Genomic DNA, 20,151 nt, shown 5'->3' with positions numbered 1-20,151 from the left:
GCCGCTCTCTGTGCCCCGGTCCGCACCACCACCCACAGCAGCACCCCTACCGCGGGGCCGGTCCGCTCGGACCGGCCCCGCGGTCGTGCGCGCGCACGACCGGGAAGCCCGGTCCTTCGCTCGTCGGTACCTCGATGCCCGGTGGAGGCCGACGGGAGCCGGGGCGGAGGAGCCGCCGCTGTGGAGGCGGGGGCACGGCGACGGCGTTATCGTCGCGAGATGGACGAGCCGCGGCAGCACCCCGGAGAGGCCGGTACCGACACCGTCGTGTGCGCCCTGTGCGGCGCCCGCACGGAGGACGGCACCCCACCGCCGACCTGGCTCTTCTCCGTGGAGAACGGCAGCCGCCGCTACTTCTGCGAGGTCTGCTCCCGCGCCCACATCAGAGCGGTCGAGGGCCGCCTCGACTCGACCTGGTGGTGACCGCCGGAGCCCACCGGGACAGCCCGCCCGAGCCCACTCACACCATCTCCGTCTTCGGCTCCACACCCGGTTCGACGTCCGGCTCGACACCCGACGCGGCGTCGGACGCGGGGCCCTGCTCGACACCCGACGCGGCATCGGGCACGGCGTCGGCGCCGGCCTCCGGCAGGACGAACCCGGGGAGCCAGGACTCCAGTTCGTCGCGCAGCCGGACCGTGGCACCCAACTGGCACAGCACCCCGATCGTGCTCAGCGTCACCCGGTGTATCAGCAGATAGGAGGGCGGCAGGTTCAACTGCTTGCCCAGCTGATGGGCGGGCGAGCGGGGGTCCGCTATGCGCGCGGCCTGGCTGCGCATCCACCCCCGGGTGAAGGTGAACTCCTCGACCTCGGCCGGCTCGATGATCGGCAGGAGATAGTCGAGCACCGCGTCCGGATCGAGGTCGATCGAGTCCTTGACGAACCCCTCCGCGCGCAGCAGTTCGTACACCGCGACGGCGTCGCCCCCGAGCGTCAGCCGCAGGGAGTCCCCGATGGTCCGGGGCAGCCCACCGGGCAGCCGGTCCACCGTCCCGAAGTCCAGCACCCCCAGCCGCCAGCCGTCCGCCCCGTCCTTCGGATCGGCGCCCTCCTCACCAGCCGGGGGCAGGAGCCGGAAGTTCCCCGGGTGCGGGTCGGCGTGCAGCAGTCCGGTGCGCGCGGGGCCCGAGAACAGGAACCGGGCCAGCAACTGCCCCGCCCGGTCGCGCTGCTCGCGAGTGCCCCCACTGATCACCTCGGCCAGGGGCACCCCGTCGACCCACTCGGTGATCAACACCTGCTCGCCCTGGTGGACCACCCCGGGGACCACCACATCGGGATCGTCCGCGAACTCCTCCGCGTGCTCCCGCTGGGACAGCGCCTCCTGCGCGTAGTCCAGCTCCTCCGACACCCGGTCGCGCAGCTCCGTGATGAGCGGCTTGATGTCCATGCCCGGAACCAGCGGCCCGAGCAGTCGGGCGAACCGGCTCAGCTGGGTCAGATCGGAGAGCAACGCCTCCCCGGCGCCCGGATACTGCACCTTCACCGCGACGTCCCGGCCGTCGTGCCACACCGCCCGGTGCACCTGGCCGATCGAGGCGGCGGCCGACGGCTTGTCGTCGAACTCCACGAACAGCTCCCGCCACCCCTCCCCGAGCCGCTCCTCCAGCACCGCGTGGACCGTGGCCGCCGGCATCGGAGGCGCGGCCTCCTGGAGTTTGGTCAGGGCCGCCCGGTACGGTCCGGCGACCTCCTCGGGCAGCGCCGACTCGAAGACGGAGAGCGCCTGGCCGAGCTTCATCGCGCCGCCCTTCAACTCGCCCAGCACCTTGAAGAGCTGATCGGCCGTGCGCTGCTGGACCTCGCGGGCCACCAGCTCCGCGGACTTCCCTCCGATGCGCTTGCCCAGTCCCCACGTGGCACGGCCGGCGAAACCCAAGGGCAGCGCGGCCAGCTTGGCGGTACGGGTGACCGCCTTCCGGGGAAGATCAGACATGTGCCCCTCCAATTCCCAGACTGCCGCGCTGCGTGCGGCGGTTACCCGGCCATTGTGTCGTGCGCCGCGCCGGCGCCGGAGGTGCGCACCCCCTCAGTGTGCCCACCCGCGCCACAGGAACAGTCGAGGTGCGCTGCGATCCGCTCCCGCCGCCAGTCCAACAGCGGCAGCGCCGCCTCCCAGCGCGTCCCCGTGCTGCCGGGCAGCTCTCCGTCGAGGAAGGCCAGGGCGTGCGCCGCGGCCAGCCCCGCCACCGCCGTCGCCAGGGCCAGATCGCAGGCCTGCGCGGTGGACCGCCGGCCGGACCGCCACTGGGCCACCATCCGGGGCCACTGCGGATCCCGGTCGCGCCGCGCCCGGTCGAGGCACCCCGCACACGCCGTGCCGCCCGGCAGCACCAGCGGTCCGACGAACCCGGTCGCCTCCACCACCCCGGCGTAGAGGTGCGGGGTGCCCGAGGCGATCCACGGCTCGGCGGTCCCGGGATCGGGGACGTAGGCCGTGAAACCGTCACGGGGAGCGATGACGATCAGCGACAGCCCCGGCTCGCTACCGCGGTGGCACGCGCCCCGGCCCCCGGAGCGGAGCGACGGCCCGGGGGAGGAGCGGCGGACGAGCCGGCCCGCCGCCGTGTCCCGGCGCTCGCCGACCGCCGACGGCGGCAGCCCGCCGGGCGCCACATCGCGGGGCTCGGCGCATCCGGCGTCCAGCACCTCCACGCGGCCGACCCCGGCACCCGAGAGCACCGCCGCGAGCGCCGCACCGACCCGGCCCGCGCCCCGGACCTGCACCCGCATGGAGCGGCGCGCGGCGAGCCGGCGCATCGCACCGCCCGGTTCGGGATGGACGACGGAGAGCGAGGCGAGGTCGGGCCGCCGGCGCTCCAGGGCGTCGGCCCGTGCCCGCAGGGCCTCGGCGTCCGGGCCGCCCGTCCGTACGTCGTCGAGGAGCCCGGCTTCCGCCAGCCGTCCCACCAGGGTGTCCACATGGTGATCGCTCAGGTCGAGCGCTCTGGCCTCCTCGCGCAGCAGCGGCATACCGCGCGTTCCGTCGAGGAGTTCCAGAAAACAGCCCGTGGCGCCGTCCATCGGGCCGACCTTCACGGCATGCGCGGGTGTCACGCCGAATTGCACGGTTCCGTTGCCGCGCCAGGCGCGACGCAATGCGGGTTTCAACATCGGATGCACGGCTTCCCCCGGTCTGTGCGGCTGTGCGCGTTGCATTGCCAGAATGCGACGGGACGCGCGGACGCGGGAAAAGTTGTCCACAGGCGAGGGGTATTAGTCGTTCAAATGGTGCAAGGCTCGGAACGGATCATGGGGCAACCGTCCCGGAGGCGGGACTTCTCCCACGCACAGCGGGTAACGTCGGGGCGTGCCCGCCGACCCGTCACCCGGCTTCGGGGAGACCTCCGCGCGCCGCGCCGGAACCCACCGGCGCAGTGCGGCCGACCACCAGCCCCGTGCGTCGGCGACGAGCGCGGTCGAGGTCCGCAGGAGCACCCGCCGCAGCCGCACGGTCTCCGCGTACCGGGAGGGCGACCGCACGATCGTGCTGATCCCCGCCCGGATGTCCGAGGCCGAGGAGCAGCGCTGGGTGAGTGTGATGCTCGACAAGCTCGCCGCCCAGGAGAACAAGCGGATCCTCGGCGACACCGAGCTGGCCGAGCGCGCGGAGCGGCTGTCCGCCCAGTACCTCGGCGGCCGGGCCCGGCCCGTGTCGGTGCGCTGGGTCACCAATCAGAACACCCGCTGGGGCTCGTGCACCCCCGCCGAGGGGAGCATCCGCCTCTCGCACCGGCTGCAGGGCATGCCGGAGTACGTCGTCGACTACGTCCTCGTCCACGAGCTGGCGCATCTGCTGGTTCCCGGGCACGGCCCGCGGTTCTGGCGGCTGCTCGACGCCTATCCCCGCACCGAGCGGGCACGGGGCTATCTGGAAGGGGTCGTGGCGGCCGAACGGCTGCCCCACCTGCCCGCCGCGCGCGGCGAGTGACGTTCGCGATTCTGTACCGGGTCGGTACCGGCTTGGTCCGGTGCCGGAGTTTGCGGTTAGCCTGGCGCGACGCATTCACCTTCGGGATGGGGGACGGTCGTTACGCATGGCCAGGGAATTCCAACGCGGCCACAAGGCCAAGATCAGTGATCTGACACCGGGGACGGACCTGTACGTAGGTGTGCAGATCGCAGGCCCGGGGCTGTCCTTCGACATCAGCTGCTTCGGCCTGGATGTCAATGAGCAGCTGTCCGACGACCGTTATTTCATCTTCTTCAACCAGCCGAAATCGCCCGAGGAGTCCATTCAGCTGCTCGGCGCCCAGGCCGGTGACACGGAGTCCTTCCGTGTCACGCTGGACCGCATTCCGTCCCACATCCACAAGCTCTCCTTCACCGCGACGGTGGACGGCGCGGGGCAGATGTCGCAGGTCGGGCCCGGATACATCCGGATCGTCGCGGGTGGCGAGGAGGTGGTGCGGTACGCGTTCACCGGCTCGGAGTTCACCACCGAGCGCGCGGTGATGCTGGGGGACTTCTATCTCAAGGACGTGTGGCGGTTCGCCGCCGTCGGCCAGGGCTTCGACGGCGGTCTCGAGGCCCTGCTGAAGAACTTCGGCGGCGAGGTCGCCGAGGAGGAGACCCCGGCCGCCCCGCAGCAGCAGTCCGCCGCCCCGGGGTTCGCCCCGCCCGCGCAGGCCACCGCGCCGCCGGCGTTCGGTGCCCCGGCGCCCGCCGCGCCGCAGGCCCCGCAGCCCGCCCCGTCCTTCGGCGCCCCCGTGGCCCCGGCCGGTCCGGCGCCCGCGCAGCAGCCGATGCACGCGGCGCCGACGATCGCGGCGCCCCTGGCTCCGCAGGGCGGCAGCGTCCCGCCCCCTCCGCCGCCCGCCCCGTACGGCCAGCAGCCCCAGCAGCAGTTCGGGCAGGTCCCGCCGCAGGCCCCCGCCGCCTTCGGCCAGCCCGCCCCCGCCCCGTACGGCCAGCCGGCCCCGGCTCCGTACGGCCAGCAGCCGCCCGGCATGCCGCCCCAGGGGATGTCTCCGCAGGGCATGCCCCCGCAGGGGATGCCTCCGATGGGCATGCCGCAAGGGGTGCCGCAGACCGGTGCCGGACTGGTCGCCGCGCTCCAGCCGTACAAGGAGACCCCGACCGGTCAGCGCTGGACGCCCCAGAATCAGAAGCTCATGCGCGTCGACCTCACCGTCGGCGGCGCCGGGGTGCTGGCCCGACAGGGCAGCATGGTGATGTACCAGGGCAAGGTCGACTTCTCCTACAAGGGCGCGGGCTTCGCGGGCCGTATCGTCGGCAATGCCACCGGCCAGGAGATGCAGCTGATGCGGTGTACCGGCCGCGGCCAGGTCTTCCTCGCCGAGGACGCCTCCCATCTGCACTCCATCGAACTCCAGGGCGACGGCATCTGCGTCTCCGCCGAGAACGTCCTCGCCTTCGACGAATCGCTCCAGTACGAGGTCCGCAGGATCGAGGGCCACGGCATCCCCGGCGGCGCCCTGTTCACCATGCAGTTCCAGGGCAGCGGCACCATCGTCGTCAAGACCCACGGAACCCCGGTGGTCCTGCCCGTCACCCCGACCACCTTCGCCGACTGCAACGCCGTGGTGGCGTGGTCCTCGGCCTCGCAGGTGATCATCTCCAGCCAGGTCCGGCTGCGCCGCAACGCCTACCCCGGCCACAGCGGCGAGACCGTGAACCTCCAGTTCCGGGGCGCACCCGGCAACTTCATCGTCGTCCAGCCCTACGAGGTCTGAGGGAGCCCGTCATGAACCAGCAACTCGCGGGCTACGTCCCGACCCCCGTCACGGCCCGGATGGAGAACCACGGCCATTCGATGCTGAAGGTCGCCATGGCGACCGGCCAGGACCTCTTCGCGCGCACCGGCTCGATGGTCGCGTACGAGGGCTTCATCCAGTACGAGCCCGACCCGCCGGCCGTACGCCAGATCGCCTCGCAGTGGATCACCGGCGAGGGCATGCCGCTCATGAAGTGCACCGGTGACGGGCTTCTCTACCTCGCCGACTACGGCGCCGACGTCGTCGTCGTCCACCTCAACAACGAGTCGCTCTCGGTCAACGGCACCAACGTCCTCGCCTTCGACGCGAGCCTCACCTGGGGCGTCGAGCGGGTCAAGGGGCTCGCCAAGTTCGCGGGCCAGGGCCTGTGGAACGTGTGCATCTCCGGCAGCGGCTGGGTCGCCATCACCTCGCGCGGCACGCCGATCGTCGTCGACTGCGGACGCGGCGAGGACGAGACGTACGTCGACCCGGACGCCCTGGTCGCCTGGTCCCCGAACCTGAAGGTGAAGGGCAAGCGCAGCTTCAAGGCGTCCTCGCTCATCGGGCGGGGCAGCGGCGAGGCGTTCCAGATGGCCTTCTCCGGCCAGGGGATCGTCGTCGTCCAGCCGAGCGAGGACAGCACCGACCGGCTGCGCGTCCGGAACTGACGGGGAGGGAGAGCACCACCATGCAGAGTTCGCTTTTCGGCTACACGGAACAGCAGTCCCAGGAGCGCTACACCGTCCAGAACCCGCAGCTCCTCAGGGTCGCGCTGACCGGTCAGGACGACGTCCTCGCCCGCAAGGGGGCCATGGTCGCCTACCAGGGGCTGATGGAGTTCGACGGGGAGTACCAGTCGCAGGGCCAGCGGCGCGCCCGCGCGAGCACCGGTGAGGGCCTGGACCTGATGCGCTGCTCCGGCCAGGGCACCGTCTTCTTCGCCAACCTCGCGCAGCACGTCCACGTGGTGGACGTCGACCACGACGGTCTGACGGTGGACAGCGCCTACGTCCTCGCGCTCGACTCGTCGCTGCACTTCGAGGTCATCGCGGTGGACAGTCAGTACGGCATCTCCGGCACCGGCAAGTACCAGCTCAACATCTCCGGCACCGGCAAGGTCGCGCTGATGACCTCGGGTCAGCCGCTGATGATGCAGGTGACGCCGGACAAGTACGTCAGCGCCGACGCCGACGCGATCGTCGCCTGGTCCAGCTCGCTGCGGGTGCAGATGCAGGCCCAGACGCACTCCTCCGGTGTGTTCCGCCGGCGCGGCAACACGGGCGAGGGCTGGGAGCTGAGCTTCCTCGGACAGGGTTACGCCCTGGTCCAGCCGAGCGAGGTGCTGCCGCCCCAGAGCGCCCAGATCGGACAGGGCCTGCGCGCTCAGTACGGCATGGGCCAGCAGGGCGTCCACGCGCAGAACCAGGGCAACGCCTGGAACTGAGCCACCCGCCCCCGTGTGCGACGGGTGAGCCGGGCGCACGGCGGTGGACGGAGTAAGGGGCGGTCTCGCAGGAGACCGCCCCTTACCCGTGCTCCATGGGCCCGGCTACCGGGCGCCCTCCAGCACCGCACGCGTCCGTTCCACGAGCCGGACCACCGAGGTGTCCGCGACGGCGGCGACCTCGTCGTAGCCGAACCAGCGCAGGTCCAGGGACTCGTCGCTGATCCGCTCGGTCGCGCCGGTCGGCGCCAGCGCCGCGTACTGCACGTCCAGATGCCAGTGGCACGGCGCGGGGATCGGATGGCGGTCCAGGACCACCGGACCGCCGTCCAGCAGGGTCAGACCCGGGATGCCGGACTCCTCCGACGCCTCCCGCAGCGCGGCGGCGGCCAGCGAGGCGTCACCGGGCTCGCAGTGGCCGCCCATCTGCAGCCACATCTTCAGCTTCCGGTGCAGCGTGAGGAGCACCTTGCCGCGCTCCGGGTCGACGACCAGGGCACTGGCCGTCAGATGCCCGGCGCCGCACGCCTTCCACATGCCGTCCGGATGGTGCGCCAGATGATCCAGATAGGCCAGGCGCAGCTCCTCCTGGGCGGCGTCCGCCCCGGTCCCGTACCCCTTCAGTACCAGGACGGCGTCGTCGTGCAGGCTCACTTGTCGGTGTCGTCCTTGTCCTTGCCGTGGTCCTCGCCGTCGGCGTCGTCCGGGCCGGGGGCCTTCTCGGGGGATCCGGCCGCCGTCCCACCCGAACCGCTCGCCGCCTCGCCGAGCATCTTGTCCAGCTCGGAGAAGTCCATCTGCTCGTGGTGGACGAAGCCGTCCGGGTCGTCCAGGTCGTGGGCGGTGGGCAGCATGTCGGGGTGCTCCCACAGGGCGTCCCGCCCGTCGAGCCCCCGCGCGTCCGTGAGCGAGGCCCACAGCCGCGAGGCGTCCCGCAGCCGCCTCGGCCGCAGCTGGAGGCCGATGAGCGTGGCGAAGGTCTGCTCGGCGGGCCCGCCGGAGGCACGGCGCCGGCGCATCGTCTCGCGCAGCGCGTCCGCCGAGGTCAGCCGGGCCTTCGCGGCCTCGTGCACCACCGCGTCCACCCAGCCCTCGACCAGCGCGAGCGCCGTCTCCAGACGGGCCAGCGCGGCCTTCTGCTCGGGCGTGTCCTCCGGCTGGAACATGCCCTGCTGGAGCGCCTCCTGAAGCTGCTCCGGCTGCGAGGGGTCGAACTGGCCGACCACGTCCTCCAGCTTGGAGGTGTCGACCTTGATGCCGCGCGCGTACCCCTCGACCGCCCCGAACAGGTGCGAGCGCAGCCACGGCACATGGGCGAAGAGCCGCTGATGGGCCGCCTCGCGCAGGGCCAGATACAGCCGCACCTCGTCCTGCGGCACGCTCAGGTCCTTGCCGAAGCGCTCGATGTTCAGGGGGAGCAGCGCGGCCTTGCCGGCCGGGCCGAGCGGCAGCCCGATGTCGGTCGAACCGACGACCTCGCCGGCCAGCACGCCGACGGCCTGCCCGATCTGCTGGCCGAACATGGCCCCGCCCATCGAGCGCATCATGCCGATCAGCGGCCCCGCCATCGCCTGCATCTCCTCGGGCAGCACATCGCCCATGGCGAGGCCGACCCGCTCCGCGACCGGGTCGACGAGCTTCTGCCACGCGGGCAGGGACGCCTCCACCCACTCCGCGCGGCTCCACGCCACCGTCGACACCGCGCCGGAGGGCATCGAGGTGACCCCGTCCAGCCAGAGGTCGGCCAGGCGCAGCGCCTCGTCGACGGCGGCGCGCTCGGACGGGCCGACGCTCGCGTCCTTGGTGCCGTCGGAGGTGCCCTGGGAGACCGTCTGGCGCGCGATCTGCTTGGCCATGTCCCAGTTCACGGGACCGCCCTCGTAGCTCAGCATCTGGCCGAGCTGCTGGAAGGCCGCGCCCAGGTCGTTCGGATTCATCGAGCCGAACATGGCGGCGAAGGGGTTGTCACCGCCCGTGCCGGGACCGAAACCGAACGGGTTCGCCGGACCGCCCGAACCCTGCCCACCTCCGGTGGGGTCGTTCTTCTTGCCCTTGTCGCCGTCGTCCGGCTCCTCCGGCGGAAGGCCGAATCCGAATGGGGTGTCACTCACGGGTTTCCTCGGCTCGTAGGGCCGTCGGTTCTCACCGACGGCGACTGCCCGACATCACCATCCAGCGTAGACACCAAGTCCGCTCGGGGCCTCAGTGCTCCGCCTGCTCCCGGGCTGCGGCAGGATGGACGCCACCTGGTACGCACGCGTCCTTCGGGTACGTACTGAAGACAACCGCTGGAGACGCCCGGTGAGTTCCCCAGATCCACAGGTTCGCGCAGCGCGAAACCTGTCCACCCCCCCTTACGAGGACGAGCCCGAGAAGAAGCCCGGTCCCCACCGCTCCAGAAGCCGCGGCCTGGTCGTGGCCGTCACCGGAGCCGCGACGGGCGTCGGTGAGCTGCTCACCGCCCGCCTCGCGGCCTCCGAGGAGATCAAGCAGGTCATCGCCATCGACGAGCGGCGCGGCGAGACCTCCGACGCGACCTGGCACATCCTCGACGTGCGCGATCCCGCCATCGCGGAGAAGCTGCGCGGCGCCGACGTCGTCGTGCACCTGGCGCTCGACCTGGACCTGGAGACCGATCCCGCCGCCCGCACCGCGTACAACGTGCGCGGCACCCAGACCGTGCTGACGGCGGCGGCCGCCGCCGGTGTCCACCGCGTGGTGCTGTGCACCTCGGCGATGGTCTACGGAGCGCTGCCCGACAACGACGTGCCCCTCGCCGAGGACGCCGAGCTGCGGGCCACCGCCGAGGCCACGGGCGTCGGTGACCTGCTGGAGATCGAACGCCTCGGCCGCCGCGCCCCGCGCGCCCACCCCGGCCTCCAGGTCACCGTGGTCCGCCCCACCGTCCTGGTCGGCGGGACGGACACGGCCCTGACCCGCTACTTCGAGTCGCCGCGCCTCCTGGTCGTCGCCGGATCCCGCCCCACGTGGCAGTTCTGCCACGTGGACGACCTGGTCACGGCGCTGGAGTACGCCGCCCTGGAGAAGATCGACGGCGAGTTCGCCGTGGGCTGCGACGGCTGGCTCGAACAGGAGGAGGTGGAGGAGATCAGCGGCGTGCGCCGCATGGAGCTGCCCTCCGCCGTCGCGCTGGGCGCGGCCGCCCGGCTGCACCGGATCGGTCTGACCCCCTCCCCGGCGGGCGACCTCGCGTACACGATGCATCCCTGGGTCGTCAGCGTCAGCCGGCTGCACGACGCGGGCTGGCGCCCGGCGTGGACCAACGAGGAGGTGCTGGCCGCGCTCCTGGAGGAGGTCGAGGGCCGCCACACCGTCGCCGGCCGCCGCCTCGGCCGCAAGGACGCCACCGCGGCCGGGGCCGCCGGGGCGACCGTGGCCCTGCTCGGCACCGCGGCGCTGGTGCGCCGCGCCCGCAAGGCCCGCCGGCGCATCTGAGGCACGCGGGCACACCCGGGGGCCCGGGCCCTCCGCGGGAGCTGTAGGAGGCTCCAAGGCGGAGGGCGGCCCGCCGGGCGAAAGCGCTATTCCGCGTTGTCCGAGCCGTACGGCACGATGGACTCCATGGCACCCACGCATGACCACCCGGGCGAGCACGCGGCACAGGACCCGATCCGGCTGCTGGAGATCCGCGACACCCCGCTCTCCGTCGACGAGGTCTTCCGGGCCGTCGGGGACGATGCCGCCGGCGGCATCGCGCTCTTCGTCGGCACCGTGCGCAATCACGACGGCGGCCAGGACGTCGGCGCGCTGGGCTATTCGTGTCACCCCTCGGCCCAGGACGAGATGCGCCGGGTGGCGGAGAAGGTCGCCGCCGACTTCCCGGTCCGGGCGATGGCCGCGGTCCACCGGGTGGGTGAACTGACGGTGGGCGATCTCGCGGTCGTCGTGGCGGTCTCCTGCCCGCACCGCGCGGAGGCCTTCGATGCCTGCCGCAGACTCATCGACGACCTCAAGCACGAGGTCCCCATCTGGAAGCACCAGCGCTTCTCGGACGGCACCGAGGAGTGGGTCGGCGCCTGCTGAGGGCCGGCCGCGCACAGCGGCGGCGACCCCGATTTGCGTAACCGCCCCCCTGCCGTGAGCGTTGGTTCTGCAGACGGTTAATCTGCTGATCGGTCAGTTGCGGTCGCTCATGGGGTAGGGAGGTCGTGATGGCAGCACTCGCCTGGTTGTTGATTCCGCTTTTCGCTGCGTTCGGTGCGGCGATATGGGGAAGCTGGGCTGCCCGTAGTCGTACGACCGGCGATGTCACCGAACTCGCCGGTTATGCCCGGTTCCGCGAGGCGATGGAGAAGTCGCACTCCGGTTCCGAACCCGTCGAGCAGATATCCAACGTCTGACGCCATCCCCGGCGTACGCAGTCGCCAATCCGCGATCCGTCGTCCGCCGTCGCGGCGCCACCGGGCCCTCGCCGGCCGCGGTCGCCGCTCCCGTACGGACCGGCCCCGGCGGTGCACGGGCGGACCCTTCCCGTACTGTCGTTCCATGCCACGCCGCACCGCGACGATGCTCGCCTCGACCCTGATCCTCATCGCGCTCCTCTGTGCGGGCGTGCTGATCAAGGTTCCGTACTCGGAGATGTCCCCCGGACCGACCGTGAACACGCTCGGTGACGTCGACGGCGAGCCCGTGCTGCAGATCACCGGCCACAAGACCTACGAGACCTCCGGCAACCTCAACATGACGACGGTCAGGGTCACGGGCGCCGACTACCACATGAACCTCGTCGAGGCCGTCTACGGATGGCTGGCCCACGACACCGTCGTGGTCCCGCACGACACGCTCTACCCGAACGGCAAGACCGAGGAGCAGTCGACACAGGAGAACGCCGAGGAGTTCAGCCAGTCCCAGGAGAGCGCCAAGGTCGCGGCCCTCACGGAACTGGGCATCCCGGTGAAGTCCCGGGTCGTGGTCTCCAGCGTCGTCAAGGACAGCCCCGCGCAGGGCAAACTCCACGCGGGCGATGTGATCAGAAACGTCGACGGCACGGTCGTCGAGCAGCCCGAGGACGTGGCGAAGCTCGTCACCCGCCACAAGCCGGGCCAGGACGTCACCTTCACCGTCGTCCCGGCCAAGACCGCGGCGGCGGCCGAAAAGGCCGGCAAGGAGCCCGAGGGCACCGAGAAGATCGTCATCACCACGGAGAAGGCCCCCAAGGAGAACCGGGCGATCGTCGGCATCCAGGCGGGAACCGACCACACCTTCCCGTTCAAGATCGACATCAAACTCGCCGACGTGGGCGGTCCGAGCGCCGGCCTGATGTTCTCCCTCGGCATCGTCGACAAGCTGACCCCGGGCCAGCTGACCGGCGGACGGTTCGTCGCCGGCACCGGCACGATCGACGACAAGGGGAAGGTCGGCCCGATCGGCGGGATCACCATGAAGCTCGTCGGCGCCCGGGACGCCGGCGCCCGCTACTTCCTGACCCCTGCCGAGAACTGCGCGGCGGCCGCCTCCGACACCCCGGACGGGCTCACCCTGGTCAAGGTCAAGACCATCGACGACGCCAAGAAGTCGCTGGACCGGATCCGCACCGGGGACACGGACGGCCTGCCGAGCTGCTCGGCGGGCTGACCGCGTCCCCGCGCGGCGGGGTGGGGGCGGGTCAGGACTCGAAGGTGGCGGCCAGCGCCTCGGCCAGCCCCGGGACCAGCCCCGCGCCCGTCAGCACCTCGTTCGGCGAGTCCTTCTCGCGCAGCCGCACGGCCGACTCACGGGCACCGTCGCGCAGCACCGCCACGGTCATCCGGACCTCCTGACGGTCCGGATGGCGGGCGACCCACGCCGTCAGCCGGTCCTCGTCGAGGTCGTCCGGCACGGACGCCTCGGCGGACGGCGGCAGCATCAGCCGCTCCACCGTCATCGCGCAGCCGACGACCGCGTCGGGCCAGGCGATCGTGGCGAGGAACTCGTCCAGAGCCGTACCGGCGGGCAGCTCCTCCTGTTCGATGGGGGTGAGGGCGGAAGCGTTCGTCGTGTCGCCGTCGAGCCCGAGCTGGGCGGCCAGGCCCGGCTCCTGGACCCGCAGCTGAGCGGTGTCGACCAGGGCGAACAGCCGGGCGGGCTGGTCCCAGCCGAGCGTGGAGATGTACTCGTCGATTTCGAGCACGGCGACGGTCAGGGGACTGGCTGCCATCGGGGGGCCCGAGGGGGAAACGTTGGACATGGGCAACATCCTGCCTCCTTCCGCCCCGGTAACGGGAACTAGGTAAAGCGTCAGTAAGTTGCATAGGTGGGCTCTACGATCGCTGGGCCCGCTCCACACGACCGCGAACTTCGAGGTGCGCACGTTGGCTTTCCAGATGCCGGACCGCGGCGGAGGCCCGACCGGGCCACGGATCAGAGTCGGCCGCCCGTCCCGGCGCGCCCGAACCCTGCTCATGACACTGGGCGTCCTGGCGATTCTCGCCATGGCGTTCGTCATGTTCGCCGGGTTCTGGACGGACTGGCTCTGGTACAGGTCGGTCGCGTATTCCTCCGTCTTCACCACCACCCTGTGGACCAAGATCGGGCTGTTCCTCGTCTTCGGACTCCTGATGGCCCTGGCCATCGGCGTGAACATCTGGCTGGCGCACCGGCTCCGGCCGCCGCTGAGCGCGATGTCCCTGGAGCAGCAGAGCCTGGACCGCTACCGGATGACGCTCGCCCCGTACAAGAAGTGGGTGCTGCTCGCGATCACCGCGCTCGTCGGTCTGATCGCCGGAGCCTCCGCCTCCGGGCAGTGGCGCACCTGGCTGATGTACGTGAACGGCGTGTCCTTCGGCCAGAAGGACCCCCAGTTCCACCTGGACGTCTCCTTCTACGCCTTCGATCTGCCCTGGTACCGCTTCCTGCTGGGCTTCGGCTTCGCGGCCACGGTGCTCTCGCTGATCGCCGCCGCACTGACCCACTACCTGTACGGCGGGCTGCGCATCACCAGCCCCGGCGCGCGGGCCACGGGCGCGGCCACCGGCCATCTCTCGGTGCTGCTCGGGATCTTCGTCTCGCTGAAGGCGGTGGCCTACTGGCTCGACCGCTACGGCCTGGCCGTGAAGTCCAGCGACTTCAAGGCCACGGACAACTGGACGGGTCTGCGCTACGTCGACGCCAACGCGTACCTCCCGGCGAAGACGATCCTGTTCTGCATCGCCGCGATCTGCGCGGTGCTGTTCTTCGCGACGCTCTGGCGCCGCACCTGGCAGCTTCCGGTGATCGGCTTCGGGCTGATGGTCCTGTCCGCGATCCTGATCGGCGGGCTGTACCCGGCGATCGTCCAGAAGTTCCAGGTCCAGCCGAACGAGCAGGCCAAGGAAGCCCCGTTCATCCGGAAGAACATCGAGGCCACGCGCCAGGCGTACGCCATCGACGACGCGAAGGTCACGGATTACGCCGGCAAGTCGACCACCGACGACGAGGCGAAGCTCCGGGCGAGCGCGGACAGCGCCGCCAGCTACCGGGTGATGGACCCGAACGTCGTCTCCCCGGCCTTCCAGCAGCTCCAGCAGAAGCGGAACTACTACCAGTTCCCCAAGACGCTGGACGTCGACCGGTACAAGGACGAGAACGGCCGGGAGCAGGACACGGTCATCGGTCTGCGCGAGCTCAACCTCCAGGGCATCCCCAAGCGCAACTGGATCAACGACCACTTCACCTACACCCACGGCTACGGCGCCATCGCCGCCAAGGGCACCTCCACGGGCAAGAACCCGAAGGGTTCTCCCGACTTCACCGAGTCCGGTCTGCCGACCACCGGTGAGCTGGGCGAGTACCAGCAGGAGATCTACTACGGCGAGAAGACCGAGCAGTACTCCATCGTCGGCGGGCCCCAGAAGGAGCTCGACTACGAGGACGACGGCGAGAAGACCACCAGCTACCAGGGCAAGAGCGGCGTCAGCCTCTCCAACGCGTTCAACCGCGCCGCCTACGCGGTGGCCTTCAGCGAGCCGCAGATCCTGTATTCGGGAGCCATCGGCGACGGTTCGCGGATCCTGTACAACCGCACGCCCAAGGAGCGCGTCGAGGCGGTCGCCCCGTGGCTGACCATCGACGGCGACGCCTACCCGGCCGTGGTGAACCACCGCATCCAGTGGGTGGTCGACGCCTACACCACGACCAACGGCTATCCGTACGCCTCGCGCACCACGCTCGGCGACACCACGGCCGACTCGCTGACCACCAACCAGCGCGCGGTCGTCGCCCAGCAGAACCAGGTCAACTACATCCGCAACTCGGTGAAGGCCACCGTCGACGCGTACGACGGCAAGGTCACGCTCTACGAGTGGGACACCGAGGACCCGGTCCTCAAGACCTGGCGCAAGGCGTTCCCGGGCACCGTGAAGCCCAAGGCGGACATTCCGCAGGACCTCATGGACCACCTGCGCTACCCGCAGGACCTGTTCAAGGTGCAGCGCGAACTGCTCACCCGCTACCACGTCACCAGCCCCGCGCAGTTCTACAGCGGCAGTGACGCCTGGCAGGTGCCGGACGACCCGACCAACAAGGAGTCGGGTTCCGTTCCGCCGTACTACCTGAGCATAAAGATGCCGGACCAGACGGCTCAGAAGTTCTCGCTGACCACGACGTTCACCCCGAAGGGGCGGCCCGACCTCGGGGCGTTCATGGCGGTGGACGCCGATGCGGCCAGCAAGGACTACGGCACCATAAGGCTGCTCAGAGTCACCTCCACGGTGAAGGGGCCCGGTCAGGTACAGAGTGAGCTCAACGGCAACGACGACGTCGCCGAGTTCGTGAGGAACCTGAAGGGGACCGACTCCGACATCGAGTACGGCAACCTGCTCACGGTGCCGCTCGAAGGGGGCTTCCTCTACATCGAGCCGGTGTACACGCGCGGTGGCACGCAGAACTACCCGCTGCTGCGCAAGGTGGCCGCCTCCTACGGATCGAAGATCGTCTTCGAGAACAGCCTCGGGGAGGCGCTCAACGCGGTCTTCGGGGTGGAGGGCTCCGACACCGGCGAGCCGCCGGGGGACACCACGCGACCGCCGGGTGACACCACGCAGCCGCCGGCCACCGGGGACACCGCGCTGAAGAAGGCCATCGCCGATGCGCAGAAGGCCTACTCCGAGGGCGAGGCAGCCCTGAAGAAGCAGGACTGGGCGGCCTACGGCAAGGCCCAGGACGACCTTCAGGACGCGCTGGAACGGGCCGCCGCCGCGCAGCCCAAGCCCTCCGGGCAGAGCGGAGCGGACGCGCCGAAGAAGCCGGCCGCGTCGGCGAGCGCCGACAGCGGCGGCTGAGCAGCCGGTGAAGCTCCACCTCCGCGTCGTGATACGGTGTGAACACAACGACGCGGGGTGGAGCAGCTCGGTAGCTCGCTGGGCTCATAACCCAGAGGTCGCAGGTTCAAATCCTGTCCCCGCTACTGAATGACGAAGGCCCGGATCCTCCAGAGGATCCGGGCCTTCGTCATGTCGTGATGACTTTTCTGTGCAGGCTGCGTGAAGTGCGGTTCATGTGACGCCAGTTGGGCACGAGCGTGTTTGACTTGTCTCCCTGTGGGCATGTCGACAAAACGCTGAAGTGACCTCACTGACCGCGCGATAGCAGGTGTACGCGGGTTGCAGGTGGTGGGACGATGGTATTTATGGGGGACAGGGCAACTCTGTTGGAGACAGGGCGGTTTGTGCAGAAGCGCGTCCATCCGGCGGAAAAAGTGGCAGATGAGCGGTTTGCCGCTGCCGCCGCGCAGTACAACGACCACATCGAAGCCTCCGAGACCGACCACCGCACCGAGACCGCCGACAGCGTGGAGGACGCCGACCGCGCGGACACCGAGGCGACCGCGGACAGCGCCGAGAACGAGGCGCGCCACCGCCGTGCCGCCGACGCGGGGGACACCACGTCCATGAGCGTGCTCGGCGCGCTGCTGCTGCGCCGGGGGGACCTGAGCGGCGCCGAGCCGTATCTGCGCGCGGCCACCGCCGACGGCGACCGCGCCGCCGCCAACAACCTGGGCGTCCTGCTGCACCAGCGCGGCTACCCGGACGAGGCGGCCGGCTGGTGGCGGATCGCCGCCGTCGCCGGTTCCGCCGCCGCCGCGCACGCGCTGGGCCGCCACTACCGCGAACGCGGCGACGAGCCGGCCGCCGAGTACTGGCTGCGCCAGTCCGCCGAGCAGGGCCACGCGCTCGGGGCGTACGCCCTCGCCGACCTGCTGGAACACCGGAGCGACGTGGGGGCGGAGCGCTGGTTGCGCGCCGCCGCCGAGCAGGGCCACCGCGAGGCCGCCTACCGGCTCGCCCGGCTGCTGGAGCGCGGAGCCACCGACGACGCCTTCGGCCCCGGCCTCGGACCGCGCGGCGGCCCGGACCGCTCCGCCGCCCGCCGCGACGACGGCCCGGTCGCCGGGCCCGGGACGGGACGCGTGGGCGAGGCCGAGCAGTGGTACCGCCAGGCCGCCGCGCGGGGCCACCGCCGCGCCGCCCTGCACCTGGGCGCCATCCTCGAACAGCGCGGCGAACCCAAGGAGGCCGGCCGCTGGTACCTGATGGCCGCCAAGGCCGGCGAGGCCCGCGCCGCCTGTGCGCTGGCCTTCCTGCTGAAGGACGCGGGGGACACCGAGAGCGCCGCCGTGTGGTGGCTGCGCGCCGCCCAGGACGGCGACGGCAACGCCGCCAACGCGCTCGGCGCGCTGCACGCGGCCCGGGGCGAGCAGCAGACCGCCGAGCGCTGGTACCGCGCGGCGATGGACGCCGGAGACGTCAACGGGGCGTACAACCTCGGCCTGCTCTGCGCCGCCCAGGACCGCACCCCGCAGGCCGAGCAGTGGTACCGCCGCGCCGCGTACGCCGGTCACCGCGAGGCCGCCAACGCGCTGGCCGTGCTCCTGCTCCAGGCCGGGGACGCGACCGGCGCCGAGCCCTGGTTCTCCAAGGCCGCCGAGGCCGGCAGCGTCGACGCCGCCTTCAACCTCGGCATCCTGCACGCCGGGCGCGACGAGGACCGTACGGCCCTGGTCTGGTACGAGCGCGCCGCCGCGGCCGGGCACACCGAGGCCGCGCTCCAGGTCGGCATGGCCCTGCTGCACCACGGCGAGGAGCGCGAGGCCGAGCGCCATCTGCGCTGCGCGGCCGGGGGCGGCAGCGCCGAGGCCGCCTTCCGGCTGGCCGGGCTGCTCGACGCCCGGCTGCCCGCGCCTGGCCCGCCCGCCCTCGGCGAGCCGATGCCGCAGAAGAGCGAGTGCGAGGAGTGGTACGAGCGCGCCGCCGAGCAGGGGCACCGCCGCGCCCAGGTCCGCGTCGGCATGCTCGCCGCCGCGCGCGGTGACGTGGAGAGCGCCGGGCGCTGGTACCGGGAGGCCGCCGAGGCGGGCAGCCGCAACGGCGCCTTCAACCTCGGACTGCTGCTGGCCCGCGAGGGCAGCGAGCGCGAGGCGGCGCTGTGGTGGAGCCGGGCCGCCGCCGACGGCCACGGCCGGGCGGCCCTGCGCCTGGCCCTGCTGGCCGCGCGCAGGGGCGAGCTGGCCGAGGGGCAGCGGTGGTGCGCGCGCGCCGTGGAGCTGGGGCCGGCCGAGGTCGCCGAGCGCGCGGCGCGGCTGCGCGAGGCGCTGCACCAGGAGCTGACCGCGTAGGGCCCGTCGGGGAGCCGCCCGCGGACGGGCCCGCCCGGTCCCACGTAAAGGAATTTGCGCTGGTCCGGGGCGTCACGTACTGTTGGGTTCACCGACGCGGGGTGGAGCAGCTCGGTAGCTCGCTGGGCTCATAACCCAGAGGTCGCAGGTTCAAATCCTGTCCCCGCTACTGAAGACAGAGGGCCGGGTCCTGAAAAGGATCCGGCCCTCTGTGTGTGTCCGCGCGTGGCAGCCGCTCAGGGCCGGTGGCCGACCGCCTCCTCGTAAAGGGACCTGTTCACGGCCTTGTCCTCCGGCACGGGCGCGCCCTCGAAGACGCCCGCGTCGGCGTACGCCCGCTGGAGCCGGTCCGTCGTCCCCTTGCGGATCTCCCAGTCCATCCGCAGCGACGGGGTGGACCTCAGGGTGGCCTCGTCGATCTTCATCAGCCGGGCCAGCTCGCTGACGAAGGCGGGGCTGGACTTGTAGTCACCGGCGAAGTAGGTGTTCACCGTGCGGATGTAGGCGCGGAGGAAGGCGACGCCGGCGTCCGGGTCCTTGTGCAGCAGGTTCGGGCCGAACAGGAGGCCGCCCAGTGGTTCGCCGAGCGGCTGGCCGCCGAGGAAGGCGTACCGCCGGTCGCCGTCGACCTTGCGCCAGACCGGGTCCAGCAGCCAGGCCGCGTCCACCCCGCCGCCGCGCAGCGCGGTGAGCACATCGGCGGAGCCCAGTTGCTGGAAGCTGATCCGGTCCAGGCCGCCGCCGTGCTTCTTGAGCGAGGTGTCCATGGCGTACGCGATCACGGACCCCTTGCCGATCATCGTGCCGAGCTTGCGCCCCGCCATGTCCACCCGGTCGGCGCTCTCGCCGTCCTTGAGGCGCACCCACAGGCCGCTCCTGGAGTCGGGGTCGGGGGAGAAGTTGCCCGCGACCCAGGTGATCGCGAAGCCGCCGTTGATCCCGTTCATCACGGCGGCCTCGGGGGCGGCCCACTGGGCGTCCACGTCGCCCTTGGCGAGCAGGGGGAGGGCGTCGGGCGTGGGCAGCACCTTCAGTTCGACGTCCAGGCCCTCCTTCGCGAACTCGCCCTTGGCGACCGCGATCTGGAGGGGGGCCACGTACTCGGCGCTCAGTGTGCCGGTGGCCACGGTGATCCTCCGCTTCTTCGCCAGCGGCCGGGCGGCGGGCGCGCCCTTCTGGCAGCGGGCCGGCGCGCGGCCGGGGGACAGGTCGGCCGGATCGGTCCAGCTCCCGGTGGCGCAGCCGGCCACGGGTGCCACGGTACGGGGCGACGCGGCCGGGGCGGTGCCGTCGGCGGGGTCGTTCGCGGCGCAGGCGGCCGCGCCGAGCAGGGACACCGCGACGAGCAGCGCGGTGCGGACGAGGGACGGACGGGTACGCACGGTGCCTCCGTA

At 71.6% G+C, this 20,151-nt stretch carries 17 protein-coding genes and 2 tRNA genes; 13 read left to right on the top strand and 6 right to left on the bottom strand.

The genetic code is table 11. The annotated features are described in order from the left end of the window. Positions 1-219 precede the first annotated feature (219 nt). Entirely contained in the window at positions 220-423 is a 204-nt protein-coding gene (locus ACWCXC_RS09195) for a hypothetical protein (protein ID WP_450887704.1), read from the top strand. 37 nt (positions 424-460) lie between these two features. Here ACWCXC_RS09195 and ACWCXC_RS09190 read toward each other — a convergent pair whose 3' ends face one another. After that, positions 461-1,939, bottom strand: coding sequence for an ABC1 kinase family protein (locus tag ACWCXC_RS09190; protein ID WP_450887702.1), 1,479 nt, complete (start codon positions 1,937-1,939; stop codon positions 461-463). Positions 1,940-1,980: 41 nt separating this feature from the next. After that, on the bottom strand, positions 1,981-3,126 hold the full coding sequence (locus ACWCXC_RS09185) for a ThiF family adenylyltransferase (protein ID WP_450887700.1): 1,146 nt from the start codon (positions 3,124-3,126) through the stop codon (positions 1,981-1,983). 187 nt (positions 3,127-3,313) lie between these two features. Here ACWCXC_RS09185 and ACWCXC_RS09180 point away from each other — a divergent pair, with 187 nt between their 5' ends. From ACWCXC_RS09180 to ACWCXC_RS09165, 4 genes are all read left to right on the top strand, one after another. Next, a complete protein-coding gene (locus tag ACWCXC_RS09180) occupies positions 3,314-3,934 on the top strand; it encodes a M48 metallopeptidase family protein (RefSeq protein ID WP_450887698.1) in 621 nt (206 codons plus the stop codon). Between the two features lie 106 nt (positions 3,935-4,040). Next, positions 4,041-5,699, top strand: a complete 1,659-nt coding sequence (locus tag ACWCXC_RS09175) for a TerD family protein (protein WP_450887696.1) — start codon at positions 4,041-4,043, stop codon at positions 5,697-5,699. An 11-nt stretch (positions 5,700-5,710) separates the two neighbouring features. Next, positions 5,711-6,391, top strand: a complete 681-nt coding sequence (locus tag ACWCXC_RS09170; protein WP_450684266.1) for an AIM24 family protein — start codon at positions 5,711-5,713, stop codon at positions 6,389-6,391. 20 nt (positions 6,392-6,411) lie between these two features. Next, the gene (locus ACWCXC_RS09165; protein WP_450887694.1) at positions 6,412-7,167 is read left to right on the top strand and encodes an AIM24 family protein; all 756 of its coding nucleotides are present in this window, start codon (positions 6,412-6,414) and stop codon (positions 7,165-7,167) included. Between the two features lie 105 nt (positions 7,168-7,272). Here the strand turns inward: ACWCXC_RS09165 and ACWCXC_RS09160 are convergent, their stop codons facing one another. Both ACWCXC_RS09160 and ACWCXC_RS09155 read right to left on the bottom strand, forming a co-directional pair. Then, on the bottom strand, positions 7,273-7,821 hold the full coding sequence (locus ACWCXC_RS09160; protein ID WP_450684264.1) for an NUDIX hydrolase: 549 nt from the start codon (positions 7,819-7,821) through the stop codon (positions 7,273-7,275). Next, positions 7,818-9,278, bottom strand: coding sequence for a zinc-dependent metalloprotease (locus ACWCXC_RS09155; RefSeq protein ID WP_450684263.1), 1,461 nt, complete (start codon positions 9,276-9,278; stop codon positions 7,818-7,820). Before ACWCXC_RS09155 ends, ACWCXC_RS09160 begins: the two co-directional genes overlap by 4 nt. A gap of 190 nt (positions 9,279-9,468) precedes the next feature. Here ACWCXC_RS09155 and ACWCXC_RS09150 point away from each other — a divergent pair, with 190 nt between their 5' ends. The 4 genes from ACWCXC_RS09150 (at position 9,469) to ACWCXC_RS09135 (ending at position 12,762) form a co-directional block, all read left to right on the top strand. Beyond that, a complete protein-coding gene (locus ACWCXC_RS09150; protein WP_450887692.1) occupies positions 9,469-10,623 on the top strand; it encodes an SDR family oxidoreductase in 1,155 nt (384 codons plus the stop codon). Positions 10,624-10,749: 126 nt separating this feature from the next. Beyond that, positions 10,750-11,211: a molybdenum cofactor biosynthesis protein MoaE gene (locus ACWCXC_RS09145; protein ID WP_450887690.1), complete on the top strand. Its 462-nt coding sequence runs from the start codon at positions 10,750-10,752 to the stop codon at positions 11,209-11,211. A 128-nt stretch (positions 11,212-11,339) separates the two neighbouring features. Continuing rightward, positions 11,340-11,528 carry a hypothetical protein gene (locus ACWCXC_RS09140; protein ID WP_450887688.1) on the top strand — a complete coding sequence of 63 codons (189 nt, stop codon included), beginning with the start codon at positions 11,340-11,342 and terminating at the stop codon, positions 11,526-11,528. 145 nt (positions 11,529-11,673) lie between these two features. Continuing rightward, positions 11,674-12,762 (top strand): YlbL family protein, encoded by a 1,089-nt coding sequence (locus ACWCXC_RS09135; RefSeq protein ID WP_450684260.1) that lies wholly within the window; start codon positions 11,674-11,676, stop codon positions 12,760-12,762. Positions 12,763-12,793: 31 nt separating this feature from the next. On the opposite strand, the gene ACWCXC_RS09130 is transcribed toward ACWCXC_RS09135, so the two are convergent. Continuing rightward, positions 12,794-13,363, bottom strand: a complete 570-nt coding sequence (locus tag ACWCXC_RS09130; RefSeq protein WP_450684259.1) for a PPA1309 family protein — start codon at positions 13,361-13,363, stop codon at positions 12,794-12,796. Between the two features lie 127 nt (positions 13,364-13,490). On the opposite strand from ACWCXC_RS09130, the gene ACWCXC_RS09125 reads away from it, so the two are divergent. From ACWCXC_RS09125 to ACWCXC_RS09110, 4 genes are all read left to right on the top strand, one after another. Next, positions 13,491-16,424 carry a UPF0182 family membrane protein gene (locus ACWCXC_RS09125; protein WP_450684285.1) on the top strand — a complete coding sequence of 978 codons (2,934 nt, stop codon included), beginning with the start codon at positions 13,491-13,493 and terminating at the stop codon, positions 16,422-16,424. Between the two features lie 51 nt (positions 16,425-16,475). Beyond that, positions 16,476-16,549, top strand: a tRNA-Met gene (locus ACWCXC_RS09120). Positions 16,550-16,762: 213 nt separating this feature from the next. Further along, positions 16,763-18,757, top strand: a complete 1,995-nt coding sequence (locus ACWCXC_RS09115) for a sel1 repeat family protein (protein WP_450887685.1) — start codon at positions 16,763-16,765, stop codon at positions 18,755-18,757. 95 nt (positions 18,758-18,852) lie between these two features. Then, positions 18,853-18,926: transfer RNA gene (locus ACWCXC_RS09110), tRNA-Met, on the top strand. Positions 18,927-18,993: 67 nt separating this feature from the next. Here ACWCXC_RS09110 and ACWCXC_RS09105 read toward each other — a convergent pair. Continuing rightward, positions 18,994-20,139, bottom strand: coding sequence for an ABC transporter substrate-binding protein (locus ACWCXC_RS09105; RefSeq protein WP_450887683.1), 1,146 nt, complete (start codon positions 20,137-20,139; stop codon positions 18,994-18,996). Between the last annotated feature and the right edge of the window lie 12 nt (positions 20,140-20,151).

The organism is Streptomyces sp. NPDC001515 (assembly GCF_053597115.1).
This window is presented reverse-complemented; position numbering and strand designations above follow the sequence as displayed.

What these genes read in the sequence shown, in the direction of transcription:
- ACWCXC_RS09140 (WP_450887688.1), top strand. Translation starts at nt 11,340, where the DNA reads ATGGCAGCACTCGCCTGGTTGTTGATTCCGCTTTTCGCTGCGTTCGGT.
- ACWCXC_RS09135 (WP_450684260.1), top strand. Translation starts at nt 11,674, where the DNA reads ATGCCACGCCGCACCGCGACGATGCTCGCCTCGACCCTGATCCTCATC.
- ACWCXC_RS09125 (WP_450684285.1), top strand. Translation starts at nt 13,491, where the DNA reads ATGCCGGACCGCGGCGGAGGCCCGACCGGGCCACGGATCAGAGTCGGC.
- ACWCXC_RS09130 (WP_450684259.1), bottom strand. Translation starts at nt 13,363, where the DNA reads ATGTTGCCCATGTCCAACGTTTCCCCCTCGGGCCCCCCGATGGCAGCC.
- ACWCXC_RS09195 (WP_450887704.1), top strand. Translation starts at nt 220, where the DNA reads ATGGACGAGCCGCGGCAGCACCCCGGAGAGGCCGGTACCGACACCGTC.
- ACWCXC_RS09175 (WP_450887696.1), top strand. Translation starts at nt 4,041, where the DNA reads ATGGCCAGGGAATTCCAACGCGGCCACAAGGCCAAGATCAGTGATCTG.
- ACWCXC_RS09190 (WP_450887702.1), bottom strand. Translation starts at nt 1,939, where the DNA reads ATGTCTGATCTTCCCCGGAAGGCGGTCACCCGTACCGCCAAGCTGGCC.
- ACWCXC_RS09145 (WP_450887690.1), top strand. Translation starts at nt 10,750, where the DNA reads ATGGCACCCACGCATGACCACCCGGGCGAGCACGCGGCACAGGACCCG.
- ACWCXC_RS09165 (WP_450887694.1), top strand. Translation starts at nt 6,412, where the DNA reads ATGCAGAGTTCGCTTTTCGGCTACACGGAACAGCAGTCCCAGGAGCGC.
- ACWCXC_RS09115 (WP_450887685.1), top strand. Translation starts at nt 16,763, where the DNA reads ATGGTATTTATGGGGGACAGGGCAACTCTGTTGGAGACAGGGCGGTTT.
- ACWCXC_RS09170 (WP_450684266.1), top strand. Translation starts at nt 5,711, where the DNA reads ATGAACCAGCAACTCGCGGGCTACGTCCCGACCCCCGTCACGGCCCGG.